The sequence below is a fragment of the Bordetella tumbae genome, from assembly GCF_054780995.1.
The window spans coordinates 45,385-70,599 of record NZ_BAAGVG010000008.1 but is presented as its reverse complement, the minus strand read 5'-3'; the positions used below and the strand labels follow the sequence as shown (position 1 = coordinate 70,599).

The 25,215-nt window shown below is 57.8% G+C and carries 26 protein-coding genes; 14 read left to right on the top strand and 12 right to left on the bottom strand.

The features are described from left to right. Window positions 1-116: 116 nt before the first annotated feature. Genes hisC through ACYVI2_RS06255 form a run of 4 tightly spaced genes read left to right on the top strand, consistent with a single transcriptional unit; the run spans window position 117 to window position 5,691 of the window. On the top strand, window positions 117-1,226 hold the full coding sequence (gene hisC / locus ACYVI2_RS06270; protein WP_415820338.1) for a histidinol-phosphate transaminase: 1,110 nt from the start codon (window positions 117-119) through the stop codon (window positions 1,224-1,226). Then, entirely contained in the window at window positions 1,219-2,544 is a 1,326-nt protein-coding gene (locus tag ACYVI2_RS06265) for an FAD-binding oxidoreductase (protein ID WP_415820339.1), read from the top strand. Before hisC ends, ACYVI2_RS06265 begins: the two co-directional genes overlap by 8 nt. Before the next feature lie 55 nt (window positions 2,545-2,599). Beyond that, the gene (locus ACYVI2_RS06260; RefSeq protein WP_415820340.1) at window positions 2,600-4,276 is read left to right on the top strand and encodes a thiamine pyrophosphate-dependent enzyme; all 1,677 of its coding nucleotides are present in this window, start codon (window positions 2,600-2,602) and stop codon (window positions 4,274-4,276) included. Further along, window positions 4,276-5,691, top strand: a complete 1,416-nt coding sequence (locus tag ACYVI2_RS06255) for an aldehyde dehydrogenase family protein (RefSeq protein ID WP_460490278.1) — start codon at window positions 4,276-4,278, stop codon at window positions 5,689-5,691. Before ACYVI2_RS06260 ends, ACYVI2_RS06255 begins: the two co-directional genes overlap by 1 nt. A gap of 3 nt (window positions 5,692-5,694) precedes the next feature. Here ACYVI2_RS06255 and ACYVI2_RS06250 read toward each other — a convergent pair whose 3' ends face one another. The 7 genes from ACYVI2_RS06250 to ACYVI2_RS06220 all read right to left on the bottom strand — a co-directional run bounded on the left by ACYVI2_RS06250 (window position 5,695) and on the right by ACYVI2_RS06220 (window position 11,006). Next, window positions 5,695-6,489: an SDR family NAD(P)-dependent oxidoreductase gene (locus ACYVI2_RS06250; RefSeq protein ID WP_415820342.1), complete on the bottom strand. Its 795-nt coding sequence runs from the start codon at window positions 6,487-6,489 to the stop codon at window positions 5,695-5,697. Window positions 6,490-6,530: 41 nt separating this feature from the next. Continuing rightward, window positions 6,531-7,037, bottom strand: a complete 507-nt coding sequence (locus tag ACYVI2_RS06245) for a 2,4'-dihydroxyacetophenone dioxygenase family protein (RefSeq protein ID WP_415820343.1) — start codon at window positions 7,035-7,037, stop codon at window positions 6,531-6,533. 24 nt (window positions 7,038-7,061) lie between these two features. Beyond that, window positions 7,062-8,084, bottom strand: a complete 1,023-nt coding sequence (locus ACYVI2_RS06240; RefSeq protein ID WP_415820344.1) for a LacI family DNA-binding transcriptional regulator — start codon at window positions 8,082-8,084, stop codon at window positions 7,062-7,064. 61 nt (window positions 8,085-8,145) lie between these two features. After that, on the bottom strand, window positions 8,146-8,676 hold the full coding sequence (locus ACYVI2_RS06235) for a VOC family protein (RefSeq protein WP_415820345.1): 531 nt from the start codon (window positions 8,674-8,676) through the stop codon (window positions 8,146-8,148). Window positions 8,677-8,686: 10 nt separating this feature from the next. Continuing rightward, on the bottom strand, window positions 8,687-9,451 hold the full coding sequence (locus tag ACYVI2_RS06230) for an SDR family NAD(P)-dependent oxidoreductase (RefSeq protein ID WP_415820346.1): 765 nt from the start codon (window positions 9,449-9,451) through the stop codon (window positions 8,687-8,689). 47 nt (window positions 9,452-9,498) lie between these two features. Next, complete coding sequence (locus ACYVI2_RS06225) at window positions 9,499-10,455, bottom strand: Bug family tripartite tricarboxylate transporter substrate binding protein (RefSeq protein ID WP_415820347.1); 957 nt, start codon at window positions 10,453-10,455, stop codon at window positions 9,499-9,501. Between the two features lie 110 nt (window positions 10,456-10,565). Continuing rightward, window positions 10,566-11,006, bottom strand: a complete 441-nt coding sequence (locus ACYVI2_RS06220; protein ID WP_415820348.1) for an ester cyclase — start codon at window positions 11,004-11,006, stop codon at window positions 10,566-10,568. Window positions 11,007-11,226: 220 nt separating this feature from the next. Here ACYVI2_RS06220 and ACYVI2_RS06215 point away from each other — a divergent pair, with 220 nt between their 5' ends. Beyond that, window positions 11,227-12,165: an alpha/beta fold hydrolase gene (locus ACYVI2_RS06215; RefSeq protein ID WP_415820349.1), complete on the top strand. Its 939-nt coding sequence runs from the start codon at window positions 11,227-11,229 to the stop codon at window positions 12,163-12,165. Between the two features lie 129 nt (window positions 12,166-12,294). Here ACYVI2_RS06215 and ACYVI2_RS06210 read toward each other — a convergent pair whose 3' ends face one another. Continuing rightward, entirely contained in the window at window positions 12,295-12,990 is a 696-nt protein-coding gene (locus ACYVI2_RS06210; protein ID WP_415820350.1) for an NUDIX hydrolase, read from the bottom strand. A 152-nt stretch (window positions 12,991-13,142) separates the two neighbouring features. Here ACYVI2_RS06210 and ACYVI2_RS06205 point away from each other — a divergent pair, with 152 nt between their 5' ends. The 9 genes from ACYVI2_RS06205 to greB all read left to right on the top strand — a co-directional run bounded on the left by ACYVI2_RS06205 (window position 13,143) and on the right by greB (window position 21,423). Further along, the gene (locus tag ACYVI2_RS06205; RefSeq protein WP_415820351.1) at window positions 13,143-14,000 is read left to right on the top strand and encodes a cysteine hydrolase family protein; all 858 of its coding nucleotides are present in this window, start codon (window positions 13,143-13,145) and stop codon (window positions 13,998-14,000) included. Window positions 14,001-14,030: 30 nt separating this feature from the next. Further along, complete coding sequence (gene pncB / locus ACYVI2_RS06200; RefSeq protein ID WP_415820352.1) at window positions 14,031-15,230, top strand: nicotinate phosphoribosyltransferase; 1,200 nt, start codon at window positions 14,031-14,033, stop codon at window positions 15,228-15,230. A gap of 28 nt (window positions 15,231-15,258) precedes the next feature. After that, complete coding sequence (locus tag ACYVI2_RS06195) at window positions 15,259-16,980, top strand: NAD+ synthase (protein ID WP_415820353.1); 1,722 nt, start codon at window positions 15,259-15,261, stop codon at window positions 16,978-16,980. A gap of 91 nt (window positions 16,981-17,071) precedes the next feature. Further along, window positions 17,072-18,094 carry an NUDIX domain-containing protein gene (locus ACYVI2_RS06190; protein ID WP_415820354.1) on the top strand — a complete coding sequence of 341 codons (1,023 nt, stop codon included), beginning with the start codon at window positions 17,072-17,074 and terminating at the stop codon, window positions 18,092-18,094. Between the two features lie 105 nt (window positions 18,095-18,199). After that, entirely contained in the window at window positions 18,200-18,733 is a 534-nt protein-coding gene (locus ACYVI2_RS06185; protein ID WP_415820355.1) for a cysteine hydrolase family protein, read from the top strand. A 24-nt stretch (window positions 18,734-18,757) separates the two neighbouring features. Further along, window positions 18,758-19,150, top strand: a complete 393-nt coding sequence (locus tag ACYVI2_RS06180) for a PH domain-containing protein (protein WP_415820356.1) — start codon at window positions 18,758-18,760, stop codon at window positions 19,148-19,150. Window positions 19,151-19,214: 64 nt separating this feature from the next. Further along, complete coding sequence (locus tag ACYVI2_RS06175; protein ID WP_415820357.1) at window positions 19,215-19,961, top strand: metallophosphoesterase family protein; 747 nt, start codon at window positions 19,215-19,217, stop codon at window positions 19,959-19,961. A gap of 58 nt (window positions 19,962-20,019) precedes the next feature. Beyond that, entirely contained in the window at window positions 20,020-20,865 is an 846-nt protein-coding gene (locus tag ACYVI2_RS06170) for a 3',5'-nucleoside bisphosphate phosphatase (RefSeq protein ID WP_415820358.1), read from the top strand. Between the two features lie 6 nt (window positions 20,866-20,871). Next, a complete protein-coding gene (greB, locus tag ACYVI2_RS06165) occupies window positions 20,872-21,423 on the top strand; it encodes a transcription elongation factor GreB (RefSeq protein ID WP_415820359.1) in 552 nt (183 codons plus the stop codon). Between the two features lie 35 nt (window positions 21,424-21,458). Here the strand turns inward: greB and ACYVI2_RS06160 are convergent, their stop codons facing one another. The 4 genes from ACYVI2_RS06160 to ACYVI2_RS06145 all read right to left on the bottom strand — a co-directional run bounded on the left by ACYVI2_RS06160 (window position 21,459) and on the right by ACYVI2_RS06145 (window position 24,938). Then, on the bottom strand, window positions 21,459-21,872 hold the full coding sequence (locus ACYVI2_RS06160) for a barstar family protein (protein WP_415820360.1): 414 nt from the start codon (window positions 21,870-21,872) through the stop codon (window positions 21,459-21,461). A gap of 140 nt (window positions 21,873-22,012) precedes the next feature. Continuing rightward, window positions 22,013-23,041 carry a DctP family TRAP transporter solute-binding subunit gene (locus ACYVI2_RS06155; protein WP_415820361.1) on the bottom strand — a complete coding sequence of 343 codons (1,029 nt, stop codon included), beginning with the start codon at window positions 23,039-23,041 and terminating at the stop codon, window positions 22,013-22,015. A gap of 62 nt (window positions 23,042-23,103) precedes the next feature. After that, window positions 23,104-24,402: a TRAP transporter large permease gene (locus ACYVI2_RS06150; RefSeq protein ID WP_460490277.1), complete on the bottom strand. Its 1,299-nt coding sequence runs from the start codon at window positions 24,400-24,402 to the stop codon at window positions 23,104-23,106. Further along, the gene (locus ACYVI2_RS06145; protein WP_415820363.1) at window positions 24,399-24,938 is read right to left on the bottom strand and encodes a TRAP transporter small permease; all 540 of its coding nucleotides are present in this window, start codon (window positions 24,936-24,938) and stop codon (window positions 24,399-24,401) included. The genes ACYVI2_RS06150 and ACYVI2_RS06145 overlap by 4 nt, the downstream gene beginning before the upstream one ends. Window positions 24,939-25,215: the final 277 nt, after the last annotated feature.

The following is a 25,215-nucleotide window of genomic DNA, read 5'->3' as shown; positions in this document are numbered from 1 at the left end:
AGATCGGGAAGATGCCATACCGGTCGCCGTATTCCATTCACCCGATAAGCTCGATGTTCAGGAGCAGGGCATCGAGGAATCCGGCTTTACTCTCCGAATAATAATGGTGTCGTTACATGTCATATGCTCCGAATGTTCCCGATCATATTGCCGGCCTGAAGGCCTACGTACCGGGTCTGCCGATCGAGGACCTGGCCAGACGCTTGGCCATGCCGGTCGAGAAAATCGCCAAGCTCGCCTCAAACGAAAACCCATTGGGTGCCAGCGAGCTGGCATTGGCGGCCATGCGGGAAGCGGCCATAGACCCGTCGCTGTATCCGGATAATGACTGCACCTTGCTACTCGATGCATTGAGCGAGGCGCTGAATGTCGCGCCAGGCCAGATTGTGATTGGTGCTGGTTCAGAGAGCGTGCTTGGCATTGCGGCGGCAGCCTTTCTTTCTGCCGAGCGGTCAGCGGTTTACACGCAATACTCATTCCAGGCATTCGTGAATGCTGTCCAGCGCGTTGGCGCAGAGGCCATCGAGGTGCCGTCGCCGAATTTCACTGTTTCGACATCGGCGCTCCTGGACGCGATTCGTCCCAATACGTCGATGATCTATTTGGCGAACCCGGGCAATCCTACTGGGACTAGACTGCCACAGCAAGAAATCGCCGATTTTATGGCTCGAGTACCGGCGCAGATTGTTGTCGTGTTGGACGAGGCGTACTTTGAATACGTGCCTCAGGACGATGGGCCGACCTCGCTCGAATTGGTAGAGCGGTATCCCAATCTCATCGTTACCCGCACCTTTTCAAAGGCTTATGGCTTGGCAGGGCTGCGGGTCGGCTACGGCGTTGCCCAACCAGCAGTAATCGCCATGCTGCGCCGTCTGCGCGCGCCTTTCTCGGTGACCGCGATGGCGCAAGCCGCTGCCATTGCCGCACTATCAGATACCGAATTTCTGGACCGGACCGTCAGCGTTAACGAGCTCGGGCTCAAGCAACTGTATGCCGGCTTTGACGAGCTGGGACTGCGGTATGTGCGATCGTTCGCCAATTTTGTCCTGGTAGACGTGGGCAATGGCGCTGCGATGGCCAAACAACTGGAACAGCATGGATTGATCGTCCGGCCGGTGGGGGGATATGGCTTGCCTGCGTGGCTGAGAACTTCCGTCGGGTCCGAGCAGAACAATGAACGGTTGTTGCGCGCGTTGCAGGTGGAGGTCAGCCTAGTCCATGATTGACGAACGATATCTCCATGATTGGAGCGGTACGCGATATGGGCAGCCGCTATCGCTGGAAAAACCCGGCAGCGTGACGAGCCTGGCGCAATGGCTGAAGCGTTGCAACGAAGACGGGTCCCCCGTTGCGTTGCAAGGCGGCCGCACAGGCGTGTCTGGTGGCGCTGCGCCGGGCGATGGTGAGCACATCCTCTCTCTCGAAAACCTGCGCGAGGTGATCAGCTTTGACCGTCAGGCGGGAGTGATCGTCGTGGAGTCGGGAATGATCCTCGCCGACGTACAAGCGCTGGTGGAGGAGGAGGGCTGGACCCTGCCTCTGGATCTGGGGTCCCGGGGATCCTGTCAGATAGGCGGCAATGCGGCCACAAATGCAGGCGGTTGCAGGGTCATCAAGTACGGCAACATGCGCAATATGGTGCTGGGCGTCGAGGCCGTATTGGCTGATGGCTCGGTCATCGGGCCTCCGAACGTATTGGTGAAGAACAATGCCGGCTACTCGTTGACGCAGTTGCTTGTCGGCAGCGAAGGCACGCTAGGAGTCATCACGAAAGTCGCGCTCCGATTGGTCCCTACGCCACCTGTACGGCTGGCTGCGTTATTGGCGGTCGCGCCTCAGATTGGCGTAGATGAGTTGCTGCGTTGTTGCCGGGTCGGGTTTGGCGAGTCGTTGTCCGCATTCGAGGTCATGTGGCCCGAGTACGTCGAGGCGGCATTGTCCGAAAAGGCAGACGTTCGGCGTTTGCCAGAAGGATTCGATGGCATGCGTGCTGTATTGATCGAAGTCGAGGGTCAATCAGAGACCGCGATCGGCGCACAGCTAGAGGAAGTGCTCTCACAGCTCTACGACAAAAATATCGTTCGTGACATCGTCCTGCCCAGTTCGATCAAGGACGGACAGGCATTGTGGGCGATTCGCGAGTCGGTGGGAGAAATTCAACGAGATATCCGCCCCTATGCAGGATTTGACCTGGGCATGCCGGCAAGCCAATACGATGCGTTCGTCACAGCGGCGCGCAGCAATCTGGAATCAACGGGCCTGCCCATCAAGTCGTATTTCTTTGGCCATGCAGGAGACGGCAATCTCCATGCGGTCATCGGACCGTGCCCGACAGATGACGTTCGGGCATGCGTAGAGGCAGCGTTATATGACCTGTTGCCGGCCTACACCACCACCGTGACAGCGGAGCATGGGGTGGGCCGCAAGAAAAAATCCATGCTTGGCCGCGCCCGTACCCAGGCCGACATCGGCGCAATGATCGCAATCAAACGCGCGCTGGATCCCAAGAACATCCTTAATCCCGGAAGAATTTTTGATCTCTAGGCCGTGTGGGCCTGGTCGAGACAATTCATCGCTAGCAAGCAGGAGCAATTAGATAATGACAATGACAGGTGGACAGGCGTTGGCCGGCAGTTTGATTGAGCACGGCGTAAAAGATCTTTTCCTGATTCCCGGAATCCAATTGGACTGGGCCGTGGACGCACTGCGTCAGCGCGCCTCGGAGATCAATCTATTCGTGCCCAGGCATGAGCAGACGACCACATACATGGCGGATGGCTACTACCGCGCCTCGGGAAAAATCGGCACCGCGATGGTGGTGCCTGGGCCCGGCGCATTGAATACGGGCGCGGGATTGGCAACTGCCTACGCATCCAATTCGAAAGTCCTGTTTGTTACGCCTCAGATCCACTCTGAAGGCGTTGGCAAGGGGTATGGGCTGCTCCATGAAATCAAGGACCAGACAGGTTTCGTGGCTGGACTGACGAAATGGAATACGGTGGTTGAATCAGCCGATCGTATCTCCGTGACGTTCGATGAAGCCTTCGCCCAGTTGGAATCGGGCCGCCCGCGTCCCGTCGGCGTAGAGGTGCCACATGATTATCTGCATACCACGGTGGATCAGAGCCATACCGGCAAGGCGGCGGTAACCGACAAGACAGCCAGGCCCGTCGATGCAAAATTGCTGGACGCCGCCGCGACGTTGATCAATTCGGCGAAATTTCCGATCATCTATGCGGGCGGCGGAGTCAGCAACCCAGAGGGCGGAAAAGCGCTGCAGGCGTTGGCAGAGAGGATCGGCGCGCCCGTGGTGGCCAGCGATAACGGACGCGGCGCGCTCAGCGACAGGCACCCGCTGGCGATGAACTCTCTGGCGGGCCGCGCGGTCTTTCAGCACGCGGACGTCGTGCTGGTCGTCGGCAGCCGTTTTATCGACGCCATGACGCCTACCGCCTCCTGGCCTGCTGGCGATGGTGTGCGGTATGTCTATATCAATATCGATCCCGCCGACGTTACTGCTCCCAGAGTGCCGGACATCGCTTTGATTGCCGATGCCGTCGACGTGTTGCCGCAGCTCGCCGAACGGCTCAAGCCCAGGCAGTCCATCAAGGAAACCGACGCCCTGTCAGTCAAGCGTTGGGCACAGGATCAGATCAATGCGATCACGCCCCAGGCACAGTATGTACATGCCCTCAGAGAGGCGATGCCTGATGATGCGATCTTTGTGAATGAATTGACCCAGATCGGCTACCTGGCACGAATTGCGTTTCCTGTATATGAGCCTCGTACTTATATCGGTCCCGGCTATCAGGGCACCTTGGGTTACGGATTCCCTGTCGCGCTTGGCGCAGCGGTGGGGGGAGGCGGGCGCAGGGTGGTCTCCATTACTGGAGATGGCGGCTTCGGTTGGAACCTGCAAGAGCTGGCCACAGCGAAGCGCTACAACCTGCCCGTGACGCTGATCGTGTTCAACGACGGGCACTACGGGAATGTTCGCGCTATCCAGCGTCGAACGTTCGATGCGGAAGTCGCCGTCGAATTGGCCAATCCCGATTTCGGTTTGTTGGCAAAGGCGTTTGGCGTGAATTTTGAGCAAGTCGATACGCCCGACGCATTGCGGTCTGTGGTTCAGCAATCGATGACCGCACAAGGCCCCGTCATGGTCGAGGTCAAAATCGGCGTGGTGCCCAGCCCATGGCACTTGCTGCGCCTGCAGCCGATGAAAGGCATGGCAGGGCCAGCAGCACCCGCTAATCCACTTGATGGAGTCTTTTGATGCGCTACGAACAGTTTTATCTGGGGGGGCGTTTTGAGGCTTGCACAGGAGCGGCCGCGTTGCCTGTGTGCAATCCGTCCACAGAGGCCATTACTGCACATGTCCAATCTTGCTCCGCGCAGGATCTGGATCGTGCCATACAGTGTGCAGCCGATGCGCTACCGCAGTGGTCTCGTTCCACACTCGACGAGCGGCGTGCCGCACTACAGAAGCTGGCTGCCGCATTGCAACAGCGGTCATCCGACGTGGTGGACAGTTTGGCTCGTGAAATGGGTTGCCCGGTCTGGTTGGGTGAGATGATGCAATTACCTATGGCGATGAAGGGCCTGGAATTCGCTCGCGACGCTTTGGACCAGGTCGTATGGCAGGAGCGTGTAGGCAATGGGTTGGTAGAGCGCATTCCTGTCGGCGTGATCGCTGCCATTACGCCGTGGAATTTCCCGGTGCATCAGATTGTTGCCAAGGTCGCCGCCGCGATCGCGGCGGGCTGCACTGTCGTGTTGAAGCCGAGCGAGCTCGCGCCCGGTGCGGCGTGGGCGTTCATTCAAGCGTGCCACGATGCCGGCTTGCCACCGGGTGTGGTGAACTTGGTGTGGGGTGATGCGAATATCGGCAGACAACTGGTCATTCATCCGCAGGTCGATCAGATCAGCTTTACCGGCAGCACCGCCGTGGGACGCGCCGTCTCGGTCGATGCGGCCAATGCGTTCAAACGCGTCACGCTGGAGCTGGGGGGCAAGTCGGCAGCGGTTTTGCTGCCCGATGCGGATCTGGACAAGGCCATTCCCGTGGCCCTGCGCATGGCGGTCGCCAACTCGGGCCAAGCCTGTGTCAGTCAATCCCGCCTGATCGTGCCCCGCGAGAGCCTCGGTCAGATTGAAGAACGTCTGACCGGGTTGCTAGGCGACTGGTCCATCGGTGACCCGCTTGATCCGGCTACCCGATTAGGTCCCGTGGCGAACCAGCGGCAATTCATTCGTATTAATCGTTTGGTCGAGCAGGCCCTGGATCAAGGCGCCAGACGGGTCGCCGGTGGGACGGGCAGGGCAGCGGGCTTTACAAAGGGTTGGTTCTGCCCCGTGACCATCCTGTCGGATATCGATCCGGATTTCACGATTGCGCAGGAGGAAGTCTTTGGCCCGGTACTCGCGGTCATGCCCTATGATTCGGAGTCGCAGGCATTAACGTTTGCCAACGCCACGCGTTACGGGCTGTCTGGCGCCGTATGGTCCTCGGATCAGGATCGTGCCACGCGTTTTGCCCGTGAAATGATCACGGGACAAGTCATCATCAATGGCGCACCCCAGAATCTGGCCACGCCGTTTGGTGGCAGGCGTGATTCTGGGTTGGGACGCGAAAACGGCCGGTTCGGGGTGGAGGAATGTTTGACGTATCGTTCGCTGCACGGTGCTTGATGTTTATAGACTCGACCCGCCGTCCACCACTAACAGCGTTCCCGTGACGTAGGCGGCTTCGTCAGAGGCCAGGAATAACGCAGCATTTGCGATGTCCCAAGGCGTCCCTTGGCGGCCCATGGGGCATCGCGAATCCCGGAATTCATGGCCTTTCGCGGCCTCTGCCTCACTGGCGTAGAGCGCGTCAGCGTGTGGCGTCCGTATCATGCCTGGGACGATGCAATTACAGCGGATCTGTTCATTGGCATATTGCCGGGCAATGACGCGCGTCATGTGGTTGAGCCCCGCTTTCGCCGTACTATAGGACAGAAATTGCATTGGGCTCCACTTCAGGCTGGCCGTAGAAGAGACGTTGATGATCGAGCCGCCTGCACGCTGACGCATATACGGTACAACGGCGCGGGACATGGCCATTGTGCCGCGCAGATTGACGGCCATCACCTGATCCCATTCTTCGTCTTTGACAGCGAGCAGATCGCCCTGAATCTCTATTCCTACATTATTGTGCAGAACGTCGATGCCGCCGTGACGGCCTGCGATATTCCTCACGACCTCGTCGATCTGCGGGGTGTCAGTGACGTCGAGTGCCAGCGCAACAGCTTCGCCGCCTTCTGCACGAATCATGTCAGCCGTTTCTTGGGCAGCATCCAGCGATCTGTCCGTACAGATCACTTTGGCGCCTTCTCGGGAGAATCGTATGGCACAGGCTGCGCCGTTGCCCACCTGATCAGCCGTGGTAAAGGATTTCTTTAGCGTTCCTGCGCCTGACACCAGGGCGATCTTGCCTGCTAGTCTCATTTCTTGTCTCAACGTGTTTGGGACTGCGGGATGCGCATTCATTAATCGCGCGTGAATTCAGCACCGCCCTTTGGCCTGATATAGCGGGGAATAGGCAGACCAGCTTTTTCTGCGGCAGCGAGAATGGAGTCTTCAATCGCGCCGGCATCCCGGATATTGGCAAACTCGTTATCGACGAAATTGATATTGGCACCGAACACCACCATGAAACCCTCTGCGTGCTCTGTTGCGTCTTCGGGCACTGCGAACGTGTGCACGGACCCACCGGGCTCATAGAGATAGCTGCCCGCCGTCTGCGGATCATTTGGATACTCGAGGTAGTTCCATTGACCCTTCGTGGTAAAGAAATGAACCACGCCAGTATGGAAATGCGTGGGCAGCCGAGTGCCTGGAGCGAACTTGCCATAGAGCACCCAGACACCGTTTTCCCGGTCGAGAAACAGCGGAATGATGGATGAACCGGGTGCGGCACCTGGCAACTCGACGCCGTCAGCAATATTGACGCTCAGCAGACGATCCTGATGGGTGATGGTGTTGGGTAATGCCATGACTGCTCCTTGGTGAAAAATGAATCAACTAGGCGGTGCGGCGGGGGCGCATGATTCGCGCAGTATCAATTGCGTTTTGATGGCAATGCGGTCGCTGGAGGCGGCGGGCAACTGCCGGTCCAGATGCTTGAGAACCAACTGTGCTGCGCAGGTCCCCATGACTTCCAGATCCCAGCTCAGCGATGTGATGGTGGGGCTGAAAAGTTGAGACAGGTCGGTGTCCCCGATGCTGATGACGCTGACGTCTTGCGGAACTGAGTAGCCGGTATGGCGGATGGCCTGGAGGACCCCTGAGAGAATCCGCGTGCCGAGACAAAGGAATGCAGTGGGACGCTCGGCCTGCGACAGCAGGGACATCGCTTCGGCAAAGGCGAACTGCATGGCAGAGCGCTCGGCTCGAATCAAGGCCGGGTCGGGCGTCAGGCCTCGGGCCTCGAATGCCTTGCGGAATCCCGCAATCCGTTCTTTACCCGTTCGGAGTTCTGTGCCAGGCGTCAGCAGGGCAATCCGGGTGTGTCCCAGATTCAATAAATACTGTGTGGCCTGAAAGGCGCCGGCATTATGGTCTACCAGGACGCCGACCGAGCCGGCCGCAAAATCACGATCCAGGGCGACGACGGGCAGATCCTGAGTCAGTTTTTCAATGAGCTCGGCTGATTCTCTCTCGCAGGGCCCCAGAATCAAGGCATCGACACGTCTGCCGCGGAAAATCTCGATCAGTGATTCTTCCCGCTTGCGTTCATTGTGTGTGCTGGCAACGAGCAAGGAATATCCCTCTGCCTGCAAGGCAGCCTCGGCGGCGGTAATGATCCGCGCATAGAGAGGGTTGGCCAAATCGGACACGAGCAAACCAATGACACCGGACGAGCGGGTGCGCAGGCTGCGTGCGACGACGTCCGGCTTGTAGTCCAGCTCACGCACGGCTTGGTTGACCGCGGCGATGGCGGCATCGCTCACGCGGCCTGTACGATTGAGTGCGCGTGAGGCCGTGCCTAGGGAAACGCCGGCTTTTTTCGCGACATCGCGGATAGTGATACGGTCTTTCATGTTCGCATTTGCCCGTGCCAAAATTGGCTAACATACACTGTCTTCAGGCCTGTGACATACCTTATGACCGTTGGCGAATGGGGGCCGAACCATCCCAGCCCTCGCTCGCTTTCCTGATCTCATCGAAATATTCGCCTTTGCCGCCTTTCATCTCCGAGATCTCGATCATGCCGCTGGGCAGGTCCGGATGAACGAAATAGGCGAAACGGCCTCTTGTTCCCATTTGTCCGCCATGGCCCTCCACGTAGCCGTGCTGCAGCAGCCTGGCGGTAAAGGCATCAAACTCATTCAGCGTCCAGTACGCGATGTGCTGCGCGCATTCGCCTGCCTGCTTGAGCGAGTCCATATACAGTGAAGGCGCATCGTCACGTTGCTGGATGAGTTCGATTTGCAGGTCGCCGGAGTTAGCCAGTGCGATGGACAGCCGGGGCGGTTGAGAGGCTTTGCCGTAGTATCGAAACTCCGTCGTCCCGACCTCTTCTTTGTAGAACCAGGGGCCAACACCGAGCACATCCGACCAATGCTTCATGGCTTTTTCGATGTCTCGCACCACGTAGCCGACCTGGCGTGCGCTTTTGAAGAAAATACTCATATCAGTCTCTTTAATTCATGTGGGCGCCGCCGTTGATATCCAACGTCGTGCCGGTGACATAACTGCTCAGGTCGCTCGCCAGGAACAGACAGCCTCCGGCGATTTCGTGGGGGCGTCCCGCTCGTTGTAATGGCCAAATCTGAGCGGCCTGATCTTTGCTCTCGTCGGATCGACCGGTACGGGAAAAGTCCGTCGTAATGAGCCCTGGAGCGATCGCATTGGCGCGGATGTTGTGGGCGCCGAACTCTCTGGCCATGGCTCTTGTCAACCCTTGCACACCGGCTTTGGCAGCGCAATAGTGTGCGCCGCCAAAAACACCGCCGCCATTCTGTGCGGATAAAGAGGAGATGCTGACAATGCTGCCAGCGGATCTCTCGATCATGATCGCCACGGTGGCTTTGCTGAGGTTGAAAACACCCTTGAGGTTGACGCGGATGAGGCGGTCAAAGTCGTCATCAGCGATGTCTTGGAAGACGGTTTTTTGTGTGATGGCCGCATTGTTCACCAAGATATCGATGCAGCCAGCCGACCATGTTCGGACACTATTGACCGCTCGTGCGCATTGTTCAGGATCGCCAACGTCGCACGTCAATGGCAATAGGCTGGACTCATCTGCGCCCAGGTCGTGCGCGCATTCTCTGATCGCATCTTCATTCAGATCGAGTATGGCGACCCGTGCGCCATGCTCCAGGAACAGGCGTGCGGTGGCTTTGCCAATTCCTTTGGGATGCGATGCGCCGGAGATAATTGCGACACGGCCTTCGAGCAGTTTCATAAGCGTTGGGTAACGAGAACTAGGGAAAGGAGTGAGGGTCCGCCGGTTTATTGCGGTTTGATTCCGGCCTCTTTGGCCACAGCGCGCCAGGCCTCGATGTCTGCCGCATTGGCTTTTTCGTGTTTGGGCCCGGATATATAGTTCGCGGTGATTCCCAGGCCAAGGAGTTTCTGGACAACGTCCGGCTCTTTCAGAACCTTTTCCAATGTCGAGGAAAGCCGCTGGACGACGGGGGCAGGGGTGCCGGCGGGGACATACATTGCCCAGTTCAAATCCCGGTCGAAATCAATCCCCTGTTCCTTGTAGCTGGGTACGTCCGGTGTGCTCGGGGATCGCTTGGTACAGACTGCCAGGGCCTTTACCTTGTGCTGCGTGACCATGGGCGTGGCCGTAGCCATGTCGACAAAGCCCAGATCTATATGACCGCCGATCACGTCGGTCATGACTTGCGTGGTTCCTTTATAGGGCACATGCGTGAGTTTGACGTTGCCTTTCTGCGCCATGACCTCGCCGCAGAAATGGCCTGTCGAGCCGACTCCCCAGCTCGCATATTGCACGGGTTCTTTCCTGGAGTCCGCGAGCTTGCGCAGCTCGGCAACGTTGTTGGCGGGGAAGTCGTTGTTGGCGATGACGATGATCGCCGAGTTTCCGATCGCGCCTAATGAGGTAAAGCTCTTGATGGGGTCATAAGGCAGATTCTGGTAGACCAATGGGGACAGCACATGTGTGGTCATTCCGCCGATGGTGATGGTGTAACCGTCAGGTGCGGATCTGGCCACAGTCGCTATCCCGATGGTTCCGCCCGCCCCGGGCTTGTTTTCCACAATGACGGGTTGCTTGAGTTCGGCGGCGAATCGTTCGGCGAGAATGCGCCCCAGCGTATCTCCGCCTCCACCGGCGGAGAACGGCAAGAGCATACGAATCGGACGATCGGGGTAGTCGGCATGTACGGCGCCGGATATGAACAAGCCCGCCATCATGACAGCGGCAGATAGTTTCTTCATTTTTTTTGTCTCCTGATAGGTCGTTTTTCCGTGCGCTCGTTGAGGCCCGTTTATGTCATGCTCGATAAGTGATAGGCGACGCCGCCTCCTTTGACAGCGTCGGATGAGCTTTACAGCAGCCCTAGCGAACGCAGCTTTGCGTTCTGACAGCTATAGGGACGTTCGCAAATGATTCTGTCGGAATCTGGCGCAAATTCGAATGTGGCTGCCATGCGGACGCGAAAGGTGCGTCCCGTCGGCTCGTACGTTTTGCCGTCTACGGAGAAGGGGCCTTGGTGGGTTCCCGTAAGCCAGAACTCAACCAGGACTGTGTCGGTTCCCTCGGCTGCGGCAACCGCGATGATCTCGTTTTTCAGATCTGGAAAGGCGGCACGGGAGGAGTGAAAGTAGCCCATCACCTGATCGACGCCGTCAAACGTTGCGCCGCTTGAGTGCATTTCGTATCGGGGGTGCTCGAAGGTGTCGATGACCTTATCCCATTCCTGTACGCATTCGAGCGCCATGTGATCGATCACGGTTTGTACACGGGCCGCCTGAAGTGCCTGATTCATTGTCTGCCTTTGATTGATATGGTGGAAACGTTTCCACAAATTATCGCGGCGTTTTTATTGGTGTAAAACTAGGGATAACCATAATTTTGCGGAAACGATTTTATAAATGGGATTCAGAGGCAGCCTAGTGATGACGCAGGAGGGTAGTGGGGGATATGACGGGAGGACTGCGATATACCTGAGATAAGATGTCTGCTCCCCCAAACGGTCAGGAGTCTCCATGCTGGAACCCAGATTCGATTACGTCACCTGCGCCAGTCCCGCGGGATTGCATCGCATGGCTTACACGGAATGGGGGGATCCCGATAATGATCGCGTTTTGCTCTGCGTACACGGATTGACCCGTACGGGCCGGGACTTTGATTCCCTGGCTCGGAGAATGGCAGGCGATTTCCGGGTGGTCTGCCCGGACGTGGTGGGGCGGGGCCGTTCTGACTGGTTGCCCACGCCTGCGCTCTATAGCGTGCCGCAGTACGTGTCGGACATGGTGACCTTGATCGCGAGGCTACGGCCCGCCTCGTTGTTGTGGGTGGGAACGTCGATGGGGGGCTTGATCGGGTTGGGCTTGGCCGGCATTGCCACCTTTGCCCGCATGATGCATGCCGTGCAGCCGCGTCCCGAGGCATGGCCGGCCGATCAGGATATTCGCTTTGATCGGATGGTGTTAAACGACGTAGGGCCGAGGTTGAGTCCCGAGGCCTTGGGCCGCATCGGTCAATATGTCGGCCAGCCTGTCGAGTTCGAGTCTTTTGCTCAGGCGGTGCACGCCGTGCGCGAGGTGTCAGCGACGTTTGGGCCGCATACGGACGCGCAATGGGAAGACCTGACGCGTAACGTGTATGTCCAGCGCGGCGATAAATGGGTCAAACACTACGATCTGAATCTGGCTGTGCCTCTGGCGTCGCAGGCAGCCGAGGCGTATTCCACGGGAGAGCAGTTACTGTGGAACGCCTATGATTCCCTGGATTGTCCTGTTCTGATTGTGCGAGGCGCTGAATCGGATTTGCTGAGCGAAGTGACTGCCCAGGAGATGCTGGCGCGCAACGCCCGGGCTAGCCTGGTCACTGTAGCGGGCGTGGGGCATGCGCCGACGCTCATGGACGATGCGCAGATCGATCCTGTGGCGAGTTTCTTGCGCGGACAGCCGGTATCGTCGTGATAGGTGGCGCGCCGGCGTTTACCGAGGTAAACGCGATGCAACGGTGTTGCCGCAGTTGAAATGATGTGGCGGTATTCCTTCGGTACACGCGACGTGGGGGCCGTTCCTTGGGTGAAAGCAGCATGAGACTTATTTGGGCAACAGCGACGGCTCCAGCGTCGCGAGCACATCATCACACCTGGCGCGATACAGCCGTGCGGGCCGGTGACCCTCGGTCTTTGTCCGGCCCGTTTCCTCCAGCGCGTTCATTTCCTGAATTCTGCGGATGAATCCGCGGGGCTCCAGCGTGCCCCCCAGCAGTTGTTCATATACCGCTCGCAGTTCCGAAATCGTGAATTCGGCAGGCATTAGATGGATAGGCAGCGCCGAATAACTGGTCTTGGATTGCACGCGCTCGACGGCGCAACGCAAGATCGAGGAATGATCAAAGGGCAGTGTGCGCTTTGCGACCTCGTTGACGGGTTCCCATCGGAATTTATCGCTGCCCTGAGGCGCGATGTGCGGCGCCACCAATGCGTAATAGACGATGGATGCAGACCAGCCACGCGGATCGCGCGCCGCGCCCGTGAACGTGGCGAGTTGCTCGAGATAGGGACTTTGTACGCCGGCCTTTTCCTGCAGGACCCGCATCGCAGTGTGTTGAGCGTCGTGATCGGTCTGAGGACGCACAAATCCCCCCGGCAGGGCCCATGCCTGGAAAAAGGGCTCTTGCGGATTGTCACGCCGGACCAGGCCGACCTGAAGGTAGCGATCCAGTAACGTCAGCAGTACGACATCGACGGTCAGGATCGGAGTAGGGTGTGATGTGGGAGAAAGATCGCTCATAGCCAGGCCAGAATGGGATGTCAGGATATTAACGGCGAAAACGCGGTATGTCACATATTTCTACATGAATAGGCCTACATAACTTATGGCAAATATGCCGTAAGTATGTATAATTTGATCAACCTATCCAGATGCCTTTGTGGAGAACCGTCGTGAGCCAGCAGATTCACCTTTTGATCATTGATCCTCAGAACGATTTTTGCGATTTGCCGGCCAGTGCGCGGCCGCAGGTGCAGGGGATAGCGGCGTCGCCCGCTTTGCCGGTGTCTGGTGGCGACCAGGACATGAAACGGTTGGCTGATTTTGTGACCCGGATGGGGGCGCGTCTGCGCGACATTACGATCACGCTGGACTCTCACCCTCATGTCGCGATCGAGCGCACGACATTCTGGAAAGACCGCGACGGACAGCCAGTTGCACCCTTTACCCTGATCTCGGCGGATCGGGTCGCGGCAGGGGATTTCGTGCCGGCCAGTCAAGCGGATCTGGTGTTGCGGCAATTGCGCGCATTGGAGCATGCCGGCCGTTATCAGTTGGTGGTGTGGCCGGTGCATTGCGTGACGGGCACGTGGGGGCACAACATTCACGCCGATGTCGCCAATGCGTTGGCGAGGTGGGAATTGCAGTCTCACAGCACGCCGCGCAAGGTACTGAAGGGTGAATACCCGTGGAGCGAGCATTACGGCGCATTCGAGGCCGAGGTTCCTCTGGATGACGTGCCATCGACGCAATTCAATACCCCACTGGCTCAGCGAGTCACCGAGGAGGTCGATCTGCTCTTGGTGGCAGGCCTGGCGTCCAGCCACTGCGTGGCGGCGAGCGTCGATCAGTTATTGGGCGCGTTGCCGAGGTTGTCGCTCAAGGCAGGTTTTCAAGTCGCGCTGCTGACGGATTGCATGAGCCCTGTCGGCGGATTTGAGGCCCAGGCCGAGCAGTTTTTGCAGCGCGCGAGCGCGGCCGGCGTCCAGCTGCTGACGGCTCAACAGGTAATGGATGCGTGCATACGCTGATCGTCCAACAGTTCATTAGAGAGAATCACGATGTCCCAACACTTTCGTCCCGTCATTCAATCATTGTTGGAAACCGATCTGTACAAGTTCTCGATGCTGCAGGCATTGCTGCACAAGTACCCGACCAACACGGCGCAGTACCGGTTCGTGTGCCGCAATCAGCCGGCTTTTCCGCTGGCCGAGTTGGCCGATGATGTGAATCAGCAGCTGGACTATTTGTGCACCTTGCGCTTTTCTCCCGACGAATTGAAATACCTGGCCACGCGCAGTTATTTCAAACCCGACTTTATCGAATACCTGCGCATGTTCCAGCTGCACCGCCCGTTTATCGAGGCGCGTGCCGAGGGAGACCAACTCTCGATCATCGCCCGTGGGCCGCAGGTGCATGTCATGTTGTTCGAGATTTACGTGCTGGCGATCGTGAACGAATTGTACTTTCGCCGATTGGAAATCGAGGACCTGTCGGAAGGGCGCGCGCGGCTGCGCGACAAGGTGACGCAACTGCGGGACGCTTTGACGGATCTGAAGCTGCGGCATCCTTTTGAGTTTTTTGATTTTGGCCTGCGGCGCCGTTTCAGCGGTGCCTGGCAAGAAGAGGTCGTAGCGACCTTGGCTGCCGAATTGCCAGCCTATTTCCGTGGCACATCCAACGTGTATTTGGCCAAGAAATTCGATCTGGTGCCGATCGGCACGATGGCGCACGAGTATTTGCAGACGTTTCAGGCGGTCGGTGTGCAATTGCGTTTGTCGCAAAAGGCTGCGCTGGAGGCCTGGGTGCAGGAATATCGTGGCGACCTGGGTATTGCGCTGACGGACGTGATCGGCATGGATGCGTTCCTGGCGGATTTCGACCTGTATTTCGCCAAGCTGTTCGATGGCCTGCGTCATGATTCGGGCGACCCTGTAGTATGGGGGGAAAAGGCTTTGGCACACTACAAATCGCTGCGTATTGATGCCCATGCCAAACGCCTGACGTTTTCCGATGGGCTGGATGTGCCAAAGATGTTGTCGCTGTACGCGCATTTTGGCGATCGTTGCCAATTGGGCTTTGGGATTGGCACGAACCTGACGAATGACGTGGGGGCGACGCCTTTGAATATCGTCATGAAGTTGGTGAGTTGCAATGACCAGCCTGTGGCCAAATTAGCGGACTCGCCGGGGAAAACCTTGTGCGATGACGAGACCTTCCTCGCGTATCTGCGTCAGGTATTTAATCGCACGGCGGATTGAGCGGAATTCTTTATATAAAGGTCGAACTATGCAAAACCAATTTTCGATCACGGTAGGCCAGATCAATCCCACGGTCGGAGACATGGATGGCAACATCGCCATGATGTTGGCGGTCGCACAGCAGGCGCAAGGCGCCGGCGCGGATATGGTGGTGTTCCCGGAGCTCGCGTTGACGGGGTACACCCCTGGCGATCTGTTGGACGATCCGCTTTTTGAGCGTCGTCGCGCGGCTGCGCAGGCAACGCTCTATGAGACGAGCCGTCAAACACCGGATGTGTATTGGGTGGTCGGTCTGCCGATAAGGCGAGAGGGTACGTCTGGAAAGCCTTTTTACAACGGCCTGCAGGTGCTGTTGAACGGCGAAGTCGTACATACGCAATACAAACAATTATTGCCCACCTATGGGGTGTTCGATGAGCAGCGGCACTTTGCACCGGGACCGGATACCGCAAAAATACTGCGTCTCAGAGGGGCGACGATCGGCTTTCTGATTTGCGAGGATGCCTGGAATGATGAGGCTCAGGATTATTCAGTGAATCCCTTTCAGCGTTTGGCGGATGCAGCGCCGGATCTGGTGATTTCTATTAATGCCAGCCCCAGCAGCAAGGGAAAACGCCAAGTGCGGCATCAATTGTTTTCGAAAGCTTGCGCGCGTCACCAACTGCCTGTGTTGTATGTCGCCCAGGTAGGCGGACATGATCAACTGGTGTTCGACGGAGCCTCGTTTGCGGTGGATGCGGCGGGGACGGTGGTATTCGAGGCCGAACGGTTCGAGGTCGATTCGCCTACACTGCATTTCGATCTTGGCAGCCAGAAATTCTTCGACGCGCAAGGGAAAGTATTGCAGCCGGTACCGCGTGATGGACTGCCCGTATTGGAGTTCTATCGTCAGCAGATCGTGCTGGGCCTGCGCGACTATGCGCGTCGTTGCGGGTTCGGCAAAGTCTTGGTGGGCTCCTCTGGCGGCATAGATTCCGCGTTGACGATAGCGTTGGCTGTGGAGGCGCTCGGGCCAGAAAATGTGATCGCCATCACCATGCCGTCAGTCTATTCGAGCGAGGGCAGCGTGTCCGACTCGGTAGTGTTGTGCCGTAATCTGGGGGTGACGCTGCACGAGATTCCCATACGGGACATCGTGTCGCAGTTTTCGGCCTCGATGCAAGGCAGTACGGTGGGCGAAGCGCCGAGCGGTCTGGCGCTGGAGAACCTGCAGGCACGCGTTCGCGGCACGTTGTTGATGACGTATTCCAATCAATATGGTCCGTTGTTGCTCACGACCGGCAACAAGTCGGAGCTATCCGTCGGGTATTGCACACTGTATGGCGACACTAACGGCGGTTTGGGACTGATCGGCGATCTCTACAAGACCGAAGTCTTTGCCCTGTCGGGGCATATCAACAAGACAGCAGGCCGGGAGCTGATTCCGCAGAGCATCATCGAAAAAGCACCATCGGCGGAGTTGGCACCCGATCAAAAGGATACGGATTCGCTGCCGCCGTATGAAGTGCTGGATGAGATGCTGAAGGTCCTGATCGAGGGCTCCTTGCTCGACGCCGACGATCTGGCCGTCGCGCAGAATACCGTTGATGCATTGGTTCAGACCGAGACGGGGCGGCAGACGCTGGACAAGGTACAGCGGCTCATCGCGCGCAGTGAATACAAACGCCGCCAGGCTCCGCCTATCATTCGAGTGCGCGCCCGTGCGTTTGGGACGGGCAGGCAGGTGCCTATCACGGCGCGGCAGTATTGAGAGGCTTCGGCGTCGACTTCTGCTCCTCCCACTTTCTGAATTGGGGTGGGGAGGAGGGCCAGGCATTGTCTAGAAAATCAGGAATATTGTGATGTCTTCGACTTATCGTTATCCCGTCACCGTTGTCATCGGCCGCTGGCAGTTGCCGCACTTGGCGCATAAAGCGCTGATCCAGCACGCGTTTGACGCCGGCGAACGCGTGATGATCGTGATTGGCTCTTCATTTCGTTCGCGCAATGATAAAAACCCATTTCGTGAATTCGAACGCCGCGCCATGCTGGAAAGCATGTTGACGCAGGCGCAACGCGCACGTGTGGAGTTCGTATTCGTGCGGGACTATTACGATGACCGGCGTTGGGCGGATGTCTTGCGAGAGGAGGTACGAGCGCGTGCCTCAGGTCAACGAGTCGCTCTGGTCGGGTTCAAAAAGGATGCTTCGGGCTACTACCTCGATCTGTTTCCCGATTGGGCCTATGAGGATGCAGGCAGCATCCAACCGCTGGATGCGACACGTTTGCGCGATGTGTATTTTGGCGAAGGCTCGCTGTCCTCCAGCATTCAGGTGCTGGAACCCTATGTCGATCCCGGCGCGCTGGACTATTTGCGATCATGGGCGGCGTTGCCGGAATACGAGGTGCGGCGTGCCGAGCACCAGGCGATCAAGCGCTACAAGGCAAAGTACACGGGGCCGTATTTTCTGACGGCCGATAGCGTGCTGCAGGTGAATGATCACGTATTGCTGATCAAGCGCGGCGGTGAAATGGGCCATGGGCAGTGGGCGTTGCCGGGCGGTTTTGTCGACCCGGGAGAACAGTTCTATGACGCCGCGGTGCGCGAATTGAACGAAGAGACCCGCTTTGCCGCACTACCCGGCGTGATTAGGGCCGCTCTGAAAAGGAGTGCCGTTTTTGATCACCCGGACCGCAGTCCTCGCGGTCGTCTCATCACACAGGCTTTTCACTTTCGTTTCAGTCGGGATGAACTGCCGCAGGTACAAGGCGCCGACGACGCCAAGGAGGCCGTGTGGTGGCCCATCGAGCGCCTGTCCGAAATCGAAGCTGATCTATTCGAGGATCACGCTGTGATTCTGGACCATTTTTTTGGTTTTCGATGACCGTGCACTATAGCGTGCAATAGAAAGAACTATGATTGATCCAGTTTCAACAAAAGTCGAAACTTCTCCTTGACCAGCGGTCAGCTCCAGAATCAGGATCAGGCAATGAAGAATGCACTTCTGATTATCGACGTCCAACGTGGTTTGTTCGATCCTGAACCACGTCCCCATGAGGCTGACGTTGTGCTTGAGCGCATCAATTTCCTCACAATGCGAGCGAGGGACAAAGGTGTTCCCGTGATTTGGATACAGCACGAGGATGCTGGAGAGTTAGCGTTTCTATCTCCAGGCTGGCAATTGGCGTCGTCGTTATTGGAATTGCCGACCGACCTGAAGGTCGGAAAAAAGACCGCCGATTCGTTTTTGAACACAGATCTTGGCGGTTTGCTCTCACAACTAGGTACAGAATCAATCGTAGTCGCTGGCTACGCGTCGGAGTTTTGCGTCGATACGACGGTTCGGCGTGCGGCGGCCTTGGGATTCCCTGTTCTGATCGCTGCTGATGCACATACTACGCATGACAAGCCGCACGCGTCAGGCGAGGCTATACGGCGACATCACAATGCGACGTTGTCAGCCATTTCCAGTTTCGGTCCGCAGATTCGTGCGGTTCCATGTTCTGAAGTTGAATTCGAATAGAAGGTTGAGTAAGCGAGGTTTTCTATGAAGAAGTATCCCTCGAAAGTTGACCTGTGGCTGATAGCTTTGTTGGCGGTGGTGACTGCGCTGCTTGCCTGGGGCACGTGGCATTCCGGGCATGTACTCGCTTTTGTGGTGATGATCCTTTGGCTCGCCATTCTCGCCCTGACGATTTTTCCGTGTTACTACGTTTTGACCGACAGTCATTTGTTGGTCCGTTGCGGCATGCGGAAGTGGAAAATCTCCTATACCGATATCAAATCCGTCAGGCGCTCGCGGAGTTTTCTGGCTGGACCAGCGCTGTCGCTACAACGAGTGGAAATCCAGGTCGGGCCGTTCGACGCGATACTCCTATCACCATTGGACCGGGACAAGTTCATTGAAGATGTACAGTGGCGTGTGTTTAGACTGTCGTAGATTTTGGGTGGCGTGTCGCGCCCATATATGAATATCTATCTCGAATCACCCAATCAACCTCAAAATGAAGATTGCAGTCCTTTCTGACATCCACGGCAATATTTCCGCCTTGCAAGCTGTCCTGGAGGATATTGCACAGCAAGGAGTGGACTGTACGGTCAATCTGGGAGACATTCTTTCAGGACCGCTGCATCCTGTTGAGACGGCTGATCTGCTGATGTCACTCGACCTGCCCACCGTCCGAGGCAATCATGAGCGGCAGCTGCTGACTCATCCGGTGGAGTCAATGGGAGCTTCTGATCGGTTTACCTATGAACGTTTGGGCAAGGAACATTTAGACTGGATCAGGAGTTTGCCGCTCGATATGCAGTTGGGTGGGGATATATTGTTAGTGCACGGTTCGCCCGGCAATGATTTGCAGTACCTCATGGAGACTGTGGACGAGACAGGATTGCGGCCAGCCAGCGCAGACGAAATAACAAGCCGTCTCGATGGGGTAAACCAATCGATTATTTTTTGCGGCCACACTCATATTCCTCGATCGGTACGTCTGCCCGATGGGCGGAGGGTAATCAACCCCGGTAGCGTTGGCCTACAGGCTTACGATGATAGCCATCCGGTGCCACACGTCGTGCAGACTGGATCGCCCCAGGCGCGATATGCCATCGTTGAGCGTCAAGGTGCTGATTGGTCCGTCGACCTACGTAAAGTGCCGTACGACTATCAGACTGCCGCGGATCTGGCGCGGCGTAACGGCCGGCCGGATTGGGCCGTGGCTTTGCAAACGGGCACCCTGTCAGAATTAGGTTGAACTCTGCGGCAAGAAAGCCGGCATTGCCAGCCAGCGAGAGGGCCGTACAATAGACTTCATGTACACCACTACCCTGAACATCGATCTGCACTGCCATTCCACTGTGTCCGACGGGATTTTGCCGCCGGCCGAGGTGGCTCGCCGTGCGCACGCCAATGGCGTGGATGTCTGGGCGTTGACGGATCATGACGAGGTGGGCGGTATAGCGCAGGCCGGCGAGGCTGCACGCGAACTCGGGATGCAGTTCATCACGGGTAGCGAGGTCTCGGTCACTTGGGCTGGGCAAACGGTCCATATTGTCGGCCTGGGATTTGACCCCGAAAACCCCGCGTTGCTGGAGGGCCTGCGTAATACCCGGTCTGGCCGTTCCGAGCGGGCGCGCCGCATGGGGCAGCGTTTGGCGGACATGGGTATGCCCGGTGCCTACGAGGGGGCCATTCCCTTGGCTGGTAATCCAGACCTGGTCAGCCGCACCCACTTTGCCCGTTATTTGGTGCAAGCCGGGTATTGTCCGGATGTACAAACCGTTTTCAACAAATACCTGGGCGACGATTGCCCGGGGCATGTTCCGATGCAATGGGCGACATTGCCGGATGCCGTGAGCTGGATCACTGGCGCAGGCGGACGGGCTGTTATTGCTCATCCCGGCCGCTATAAATACTCGTTGTTGCAGTTCAATGCGCTGTTCGACGAGTTTTTGCAGCTGGGCGGCGTCGGGATCGAGGTGGTGACGGGGAGTCACACCGCTGACGAGGCGCGTCATTATGCTGGCGTTGCTCGACGCTTTGGATTTCTGGCCTCGCGGGGATCGGATTTTCATAGTGCGACAGAGAGCAAGGCGGATCTCGGTTCGTTGCCCCCATTACCCGATGATTTAAAGCCAGTCTGGCACGACTGGTTCTAGACAAGAATGAACAAGGCTTTTGTTAAAGAGTCGGATCGCGACGACGACGATGATTTGCCCGAGGCGCAGGCGCTGCCGGCAGGGACGCGCAATTACATGACGCCGGCGGGCTATGCCCGTTTGCGTGATGAGTTGGCTCACTTGATGAATGTCGAGCGCCCCTCGGTCGTGCAGGTCGTGTCGTGGGCCGCCTCGAATGGCGATCGTTCCGAGAACGGCGATTATCTATACGGCAAGAAACGCCTGCGCGAGATTGATCGCCGTATGCGTTTTTTGACTAAACGCTTGGACATCGCCGAGGTAGTCGATCCTGCTGCACAACCGAATCGCGACCAAGTTTTTTTCGGTGCAACCGTGACTTATTCGGACAAGGCGGGCGAGGATCACGTCGTCACGATTGTCGGCGTCGACGAGGCAGAGCCCCTGGCCGGGAAGATCAGCTGGATTTCCCCCGTGGCACGCGCACTGATCAAGGCGCGCGAAGGCGATACGGTTGTCTTGCGCACGCCCGGTGGCGTGGAAGAGCTGGATATTCTCGAAGTGCAGTATCCCGAATGACTTCGATCGGTATGTCAATTCTCGTGCCGCTAGATTCAGTCCGATGAGGCCGCATCTTGCCCACGCAGGGTGATGTTGGGATGGTCAGCGATGATCTGCAGCACGATATCGAAATAGGTGGCACCCGTGTCGTTTTCCAGCGCTGCCAGTTTTTTACGGATGAGTGTCAAGTTGAATTGGTCTGGATGCTTTAGTTTTTCGAGGTAATACTCACGCGTAGCTGCAATACCGAGATCTGCACGGTTTTTTTCCATATTTCGCCAGATCAATACCACCGATTCTTCACCGCGCGCCGCGCCGTAGGCGCCGTATAGCATGTCGTCCAGCGCATCCAGACTTGGCCCAAGCTGCCAGTCTTCGTCTGCCATGAACACGCGATTGATCTCTGTGTAAAACGACGGAATATCGTGAATATTGTTTCCGTCGAGGGTCAGGGTTTTGGTCGGCATGGTTGTGCGGCACGTAAGGGCGGGTTCTGGATAGAGTACAAAAAAACGGACGCCGATTCGGCGTCCGTCGTGGAGGCGGGCTCTGTTGGCCGTGCCTTCCAGTTGGCGGCCGTGGCCGCCATATCCCCTTGGGTTGCTGCTTATTTCTTGCGGGCGGCGATGGCTTTTTCGGCCATGTTGACCAGATCTTCGCCGACACGTGGTTTCCATTTGTCGTAGACCGGCTTGGTCACGGCGACAAATGCTTTGTGCTGTTCTTCGGTCAGCGACGTGACAGTCACGCCATGGCCTTCGATTTCCTTGAGTAACGATGGGTCTTCAGGGGTCACGCCTTTACGGGCGATCGCGATTTCTTTCTTGCCGGCTTCGATGGCTGCTTCGCGGACGATCTTGCGATCGGCTTCAGACCAGGATTCCCAGACTTCGCGATTGACGACAAACACCAGCGGGTCGGCAACGTAATTCCACAACGTCAGGTATTTCTGAGCGACATCGTAAAGCTTTGCGCCGGTATAAATCGATAGGGGATTCTCCTGACCATCCACCGCGCCGCTGGCCAGCGCGGGCTGCGCATCGGCCCAGCTCATTTGGGTTGGGTTCGCGCCCAGCGCGGTGAAGGTGTCGATGTAAAGCGGCGAGCCGACGACACGCAGTTTCAGGCCTTTGAGATCCTCGGGCTTGGAGATGGCGTGGCGCGAATTGCTCAACTGACGATAGCCGTTTTCACCCCAGGCGAGCGGAACGACGCCGGATTTTTCAATGACTTTGAACAGCTCGGCGCCGACATCGCCTTGTACCAGCGCGTCAATGGCGGCGTAGTCAGGCATCAGGAAGGGCAGGGAAAACAGGTTGAGCTGTTTGACCTGCGGCGACCAGTTGATGGTCGAGCCGACGGCCATGTCGATGACGCCTTGGCGGATGGCGGTGAATTCACGGGTCTGATCGCCCTGGACCAATGAGGTGCCGGGATAGACTTTGATGTTGATGCGGCCGTTGGTGCGCTCGCGCACGAGGTCCGACCAGATCACCGCGCCCTGGCCCCAAGGGAAGCTGGTGCCTACGACGATAGAGAGTTTGTATTCCGACTTGTAGTTCTGGGCGTGCGCTGGGGTCAACGCGAATGCGGCTGCCGCGCACAAGGCAGCGCCGATCAGGTTGCGTAGCTTCATGGGGTTATCTCCTCGTGTTTGTGAAATTTATGCGTTATTAATGCAACGGCTGGGTGTGATGATCAATACCCCAGTTTGTGCGGCAGCCACAGCGCCAGTTGCGGAAACACCAATACCGCGACCAGTACCAGGAACATCGCCGCCAACAGCCACAGTACCCACGGGATCGTAGATTCCATGGGTACGCGGGCAATGCGGCAAGATACCATCAGATTTACGGCCAGCGGTGGGGTGAATTGGCCCAGCGCCACTTTCAAGGTCAGGATGACGCCAAACCAGACGGGGTCCCAGCCATAGGCATCGGCGATGGGCATCAGCAGCGGTACGAAAATCAAAAAGATCGAGATCCCGTCCAGGAACATGCCCATCGTCATCAACAGCAGGATCAACAAGGACAGTACGCCCCATTCACCCAGGCCCGAATTGACGATGGCATGGGTGATCGGGTCGATGATGCTCAGGGTGGACAGCGCCCAGGCAAAGATACCGGCCAGGGCGACCACCATCATGATGACGGCCGAGAGCTCGGCAGCCTCGCGCAAGATGATGAACAAGTCGCGGACCTTGATCGTGCGATGGATGAACATGCCGACGAACAGGCCATAGAACACAGCGACGACGGCAGCCTCGGTCGGCGTGAACCAGCCCATCCGCATCCCGCCCAGAATCAGGACGGGCGCTGCCAGGCCCCAGCTGGCCTCGCGCAGGCTGGCCCACAAGGGCGGGCGGGGGAGGTGGGCTTCCTGGATGCCGAGTTTGTGTTTGCGGGACAGCCATACCGCGGGCACGATCAAGGCAATACCGGCCAAAATGCCGGGCACCATGCCGGCGGCGAACAGCGCGGGCACGGACGCGCCTGGTACCAGCACCGAATAGATGATGAATGCGATAGACGGTGGAATCAGGATATCCGTGGCGGCGCCAGCTGCGACGACCGAGGCCGAAAACGGCGCGGGATAACCCGCGCGCGACATGGCGGTGATCATGACGGCGCCGACGGCTGCCGCGCAGGCCGGGCCCGAGCCCGAAATACCGCCCAGGAACATGGCAACGGCAATGGCGATCAGCGGCAGCATGCCGGGGCCGCGTCCCACGATGGCGATGGCCAGATCGACGAGCCGGCGAGCTACGCCAGACCGGTCGAAAATCGAGCCGACCAACACAAACATGGGAATGGCCAACAAGGGATATTTGGCCAAGCCAGCGTAAAAATTCTGGGGGACGGCCAGCAGGCCAAACCACGCGACATCATGATTGGATATCGCAATGGCCAGCGTGCCTGCAACGCCCAGCGACACGCACACTGGGACGCCGATGACCATCAGGATGGCGAAGACGATAAAAAGCAGGGCGGCGATCATTGCGTTTTGCCCTGCAAGAGGCGGCGCAGTGTACCCAGCGTGCGCAGCGCAATCGCCGCCGCCATCGCCGGCAGCCAGATCGAATACCACCAGGTCGGCACGCCGATGGCGGGCGAGGTCTCCTCGTACATGTACTCGTCCAGCACCAAGCGGACAGACAATACCGTCAGCAAGATAAAGAACAACAAGACCACGGTATGCGAAATGATAGCCAGGCGCCGTTGGCGGGCGGGGGGGCCGCTATCGGCGACCGCCTCAATACGGATATGGTGGTTGCGGACAAAGGCGCTGCTGCCACCCGCCATGGTCAGCACAATCAACAGGAACACCGAAATTTCTTCAGTCCAGGCAAAGGACTGATCAGTGAAGTAGCGCACCAGCACATTGATAAAGGTGATCAGCGCGAGGATGGCCAGGACGCCGACGGCGAGCCAGTCTTCGATGGCTAGCGGGACCTTGACGTCGGGATCGGGAGTGGCGGAGATGATGGGTTCGGCAGGAGTAGCCGAGTCGACGGGAACGTCTGGGTGGGACATGGGCAGCAGCAGCTTGGAATAAGGCGGTGATCAGAAAACTGAGAAAGCGGGTAACCGGGGCAAGCGGGCAGAAAGCCAGAACGAGCAGGCCAAGCGGGCCAGGATCGCAGCATCCTACCGTTGACGGCGGCTCGCGTTAGTGCGTGTTTTCCCGTGGGTGAAGGGCTTTTGCAACATGTTGCGGTACGGAAATTGCGCGGGATTTGGGGTCAAAACGGGGCGTTTGGCTGGTCCAATTTCCAGGGAAGAGCGTCGTTTGCTGCATAGCGGCATCATG

Excerpts from the sequence above, each read along its gene's own strand:
- pncB (WP_415820352.1), top strand. The coding sequence starts at position 14,031 with ATGTCCCAACACTTTCGTCCCGTCATTCAATCATTGTTGGAAACCGAT.
- ACYVI2_RS06215 (WP_415820349.1), top strand. The coding sequence starts at position 11,227 with ATGCTGGAACCCAGATTCGATTACGTCACCTGCGCCAGTCCCGCGGGA.
- greB (WP_415820359.1), top strand. The coding sequence starts at position 20,872 with ATGAACAAGGCTTTTGTTAAAGAGTCGGATCGCGACGACGACGATGAT.
- ACYVI2_RS06240 (WP_415820344.1), bottom strand. The coding sequence starts at position 8,084 with ATGAAAGACCGTATCACTATCCGCGATGTCGCGAAAAAAGCCGGCGTT.
- ACYVI2_RS06265 (WP_415820339.1), top strand. The coding sequence starts at position 1,219 with ATGATTGACGAACGATATCTCCATGATTGGAGCGGTACGCGATATGGG.
- ACYVI2_RS06245 (WP_415820343.1), bottom strand. The coding sequence starts at position 7,037 with ATGGCATTACCCAACACCATCACCCATCAGGATCGTCTGCTGAGCGTC.
- ACYVI2_RS06225 (WP_415820347.1), bottom strand. The coding sequence starts at position 10,455 with ATGAAGAAACTATCTGCCGCTGTCATGATGGCGGGCTTGTTCATATCC.
- ACYVI2_RS06255 (WP_460490278.1), top strand. The coding sequence starts at position 4,276 with ATGCGCTACGAACAGTTTTATCTGGGGGGGCGTTTTGAGGCTTGCACA.
- ACYVI2_RS06210 (WP_415820350.1), bottom strand. The coding sequence starts at position 12,990 with ATGAGCGATCTTTCTCCCACATCACACCCTACTCCGATCCTGACCGTC.
- ACYVI2_RS06220 (WP_415820348.1), bottom strand. The coding sequence starts at position 11,006 with ATGAATCAGGCACTTCAGGCGGCCCGTGTACAAACCGTGATCGATCAC.
- ACYVI2_RS06170 (WP_415820358.1), top strand. The coding sequence starts at position 20,020 with ATGTACACCACTACCCTGAACATCGATCTGCACTGCCATTCCACTGTG.
- ACYVI2_RS06180 (WP_415820356.1), top strand. The coding sequence starts at position 18,758 with ATGAAGAAGTATCCCTCGAAAGTTGACCTGTGGCTGATAGCTTTGTTG.
- ACYVI2_RS06195 (WP_415820353.1), top strand. The coding sequence starts at position 15,259 with ATGCAAAACCAATTTTCGATCACGGTAGGCCAGATCAATCCCACGGTC.
- ACYVI2_RS06260 (WP_415820340.1), top strand. The coding sequence starts at position 2,600 with ATGACAATGACAGGTGGACAGGCGTTGGCCGGCAGTTTGATTGAGCAC.
- ACYVI2_RS06155 (WP_415820361.1), bottom strand. The coding sequence starts at position 23,041 with ATGAAGCTACGCAACCTGATCGGCGCTGCCTTGTGCGCGGCAGCCGCA.
- ACYVI2_RS06145 (WP_415820363.1), bottom strand. The coding sequence starts at position 24,938 with ATGTCCCACCCAGACGTTCCCGTCGACTCGGCTACTCCTGCCGAACCC.
- ACYVI2_RS06230 (WP_415820346.1), bottom strand. The coding sequence starts at position 9,451 with ATGAAACTGCTCGAAGGCCGTGTCGCAATTATCTCCGGCGCATCGCAT.
- ACYVI2_RS06150 (WP_460490277.1), bottom strand. The coding sequence starts at position 24,402 with ATGATCGCCGCCCTGCTTTTTATCGTCTTCGCCATCCTGATGGTCATC.
- ACYVI2_RS06185 (WP_415820355.1), top strand. The coding sequence starts at position 18,200 with ATGAAGAATGCACTTCTGATTATCGACGTCCAACGTGGTTTGTTCGAT.
- ACYVI2_RS06250 (WP_415820342.1), bottom strand. The coding sequence starts at position 6,489 with ATGAGACTAGCAGGCAAGATCGCCCTGGTGTCAGGCGCAGGAACGCTA.
- ACYVI2_RS06160 (WP_415820360.1), bottom strand. The coding sequence starts at position 21,872 with ATGCCGACCAAAACCCTGACCCTCGACGGAAACAATATTCACGATATT.
- ACYVI2_RS06175 (WP_415820357.1), top strand. The coding sequence starts at position 19,215 with ATGAAGATTGCAGTCCTTTCTGACATCCACGGCAATATTTCCGCCTTG.
- ACYVI2_RS06235 (WP_415820345.1), bottom strand. The coding sequence starts at position 8,676 with ATGAGTATTTTCTTCAAAAGCGCACGCCAGGTCGGCTACGTGGTGCGA.
- hisC (WP_415820338.1), top strand. The coding sequence starts at position 117 with ATGTCATATGCTCCGAATGTTCCCGATCATATTGCCGGCCTGAAGGCC.
- ACYVI2_RS06190 (WP_415820354.1), top strand. The coding sequence starts at position 17,072 with ATGTCTTCGACTTATCGTTATCCCGTCACCGTTGTCATCGGCCGCTGG.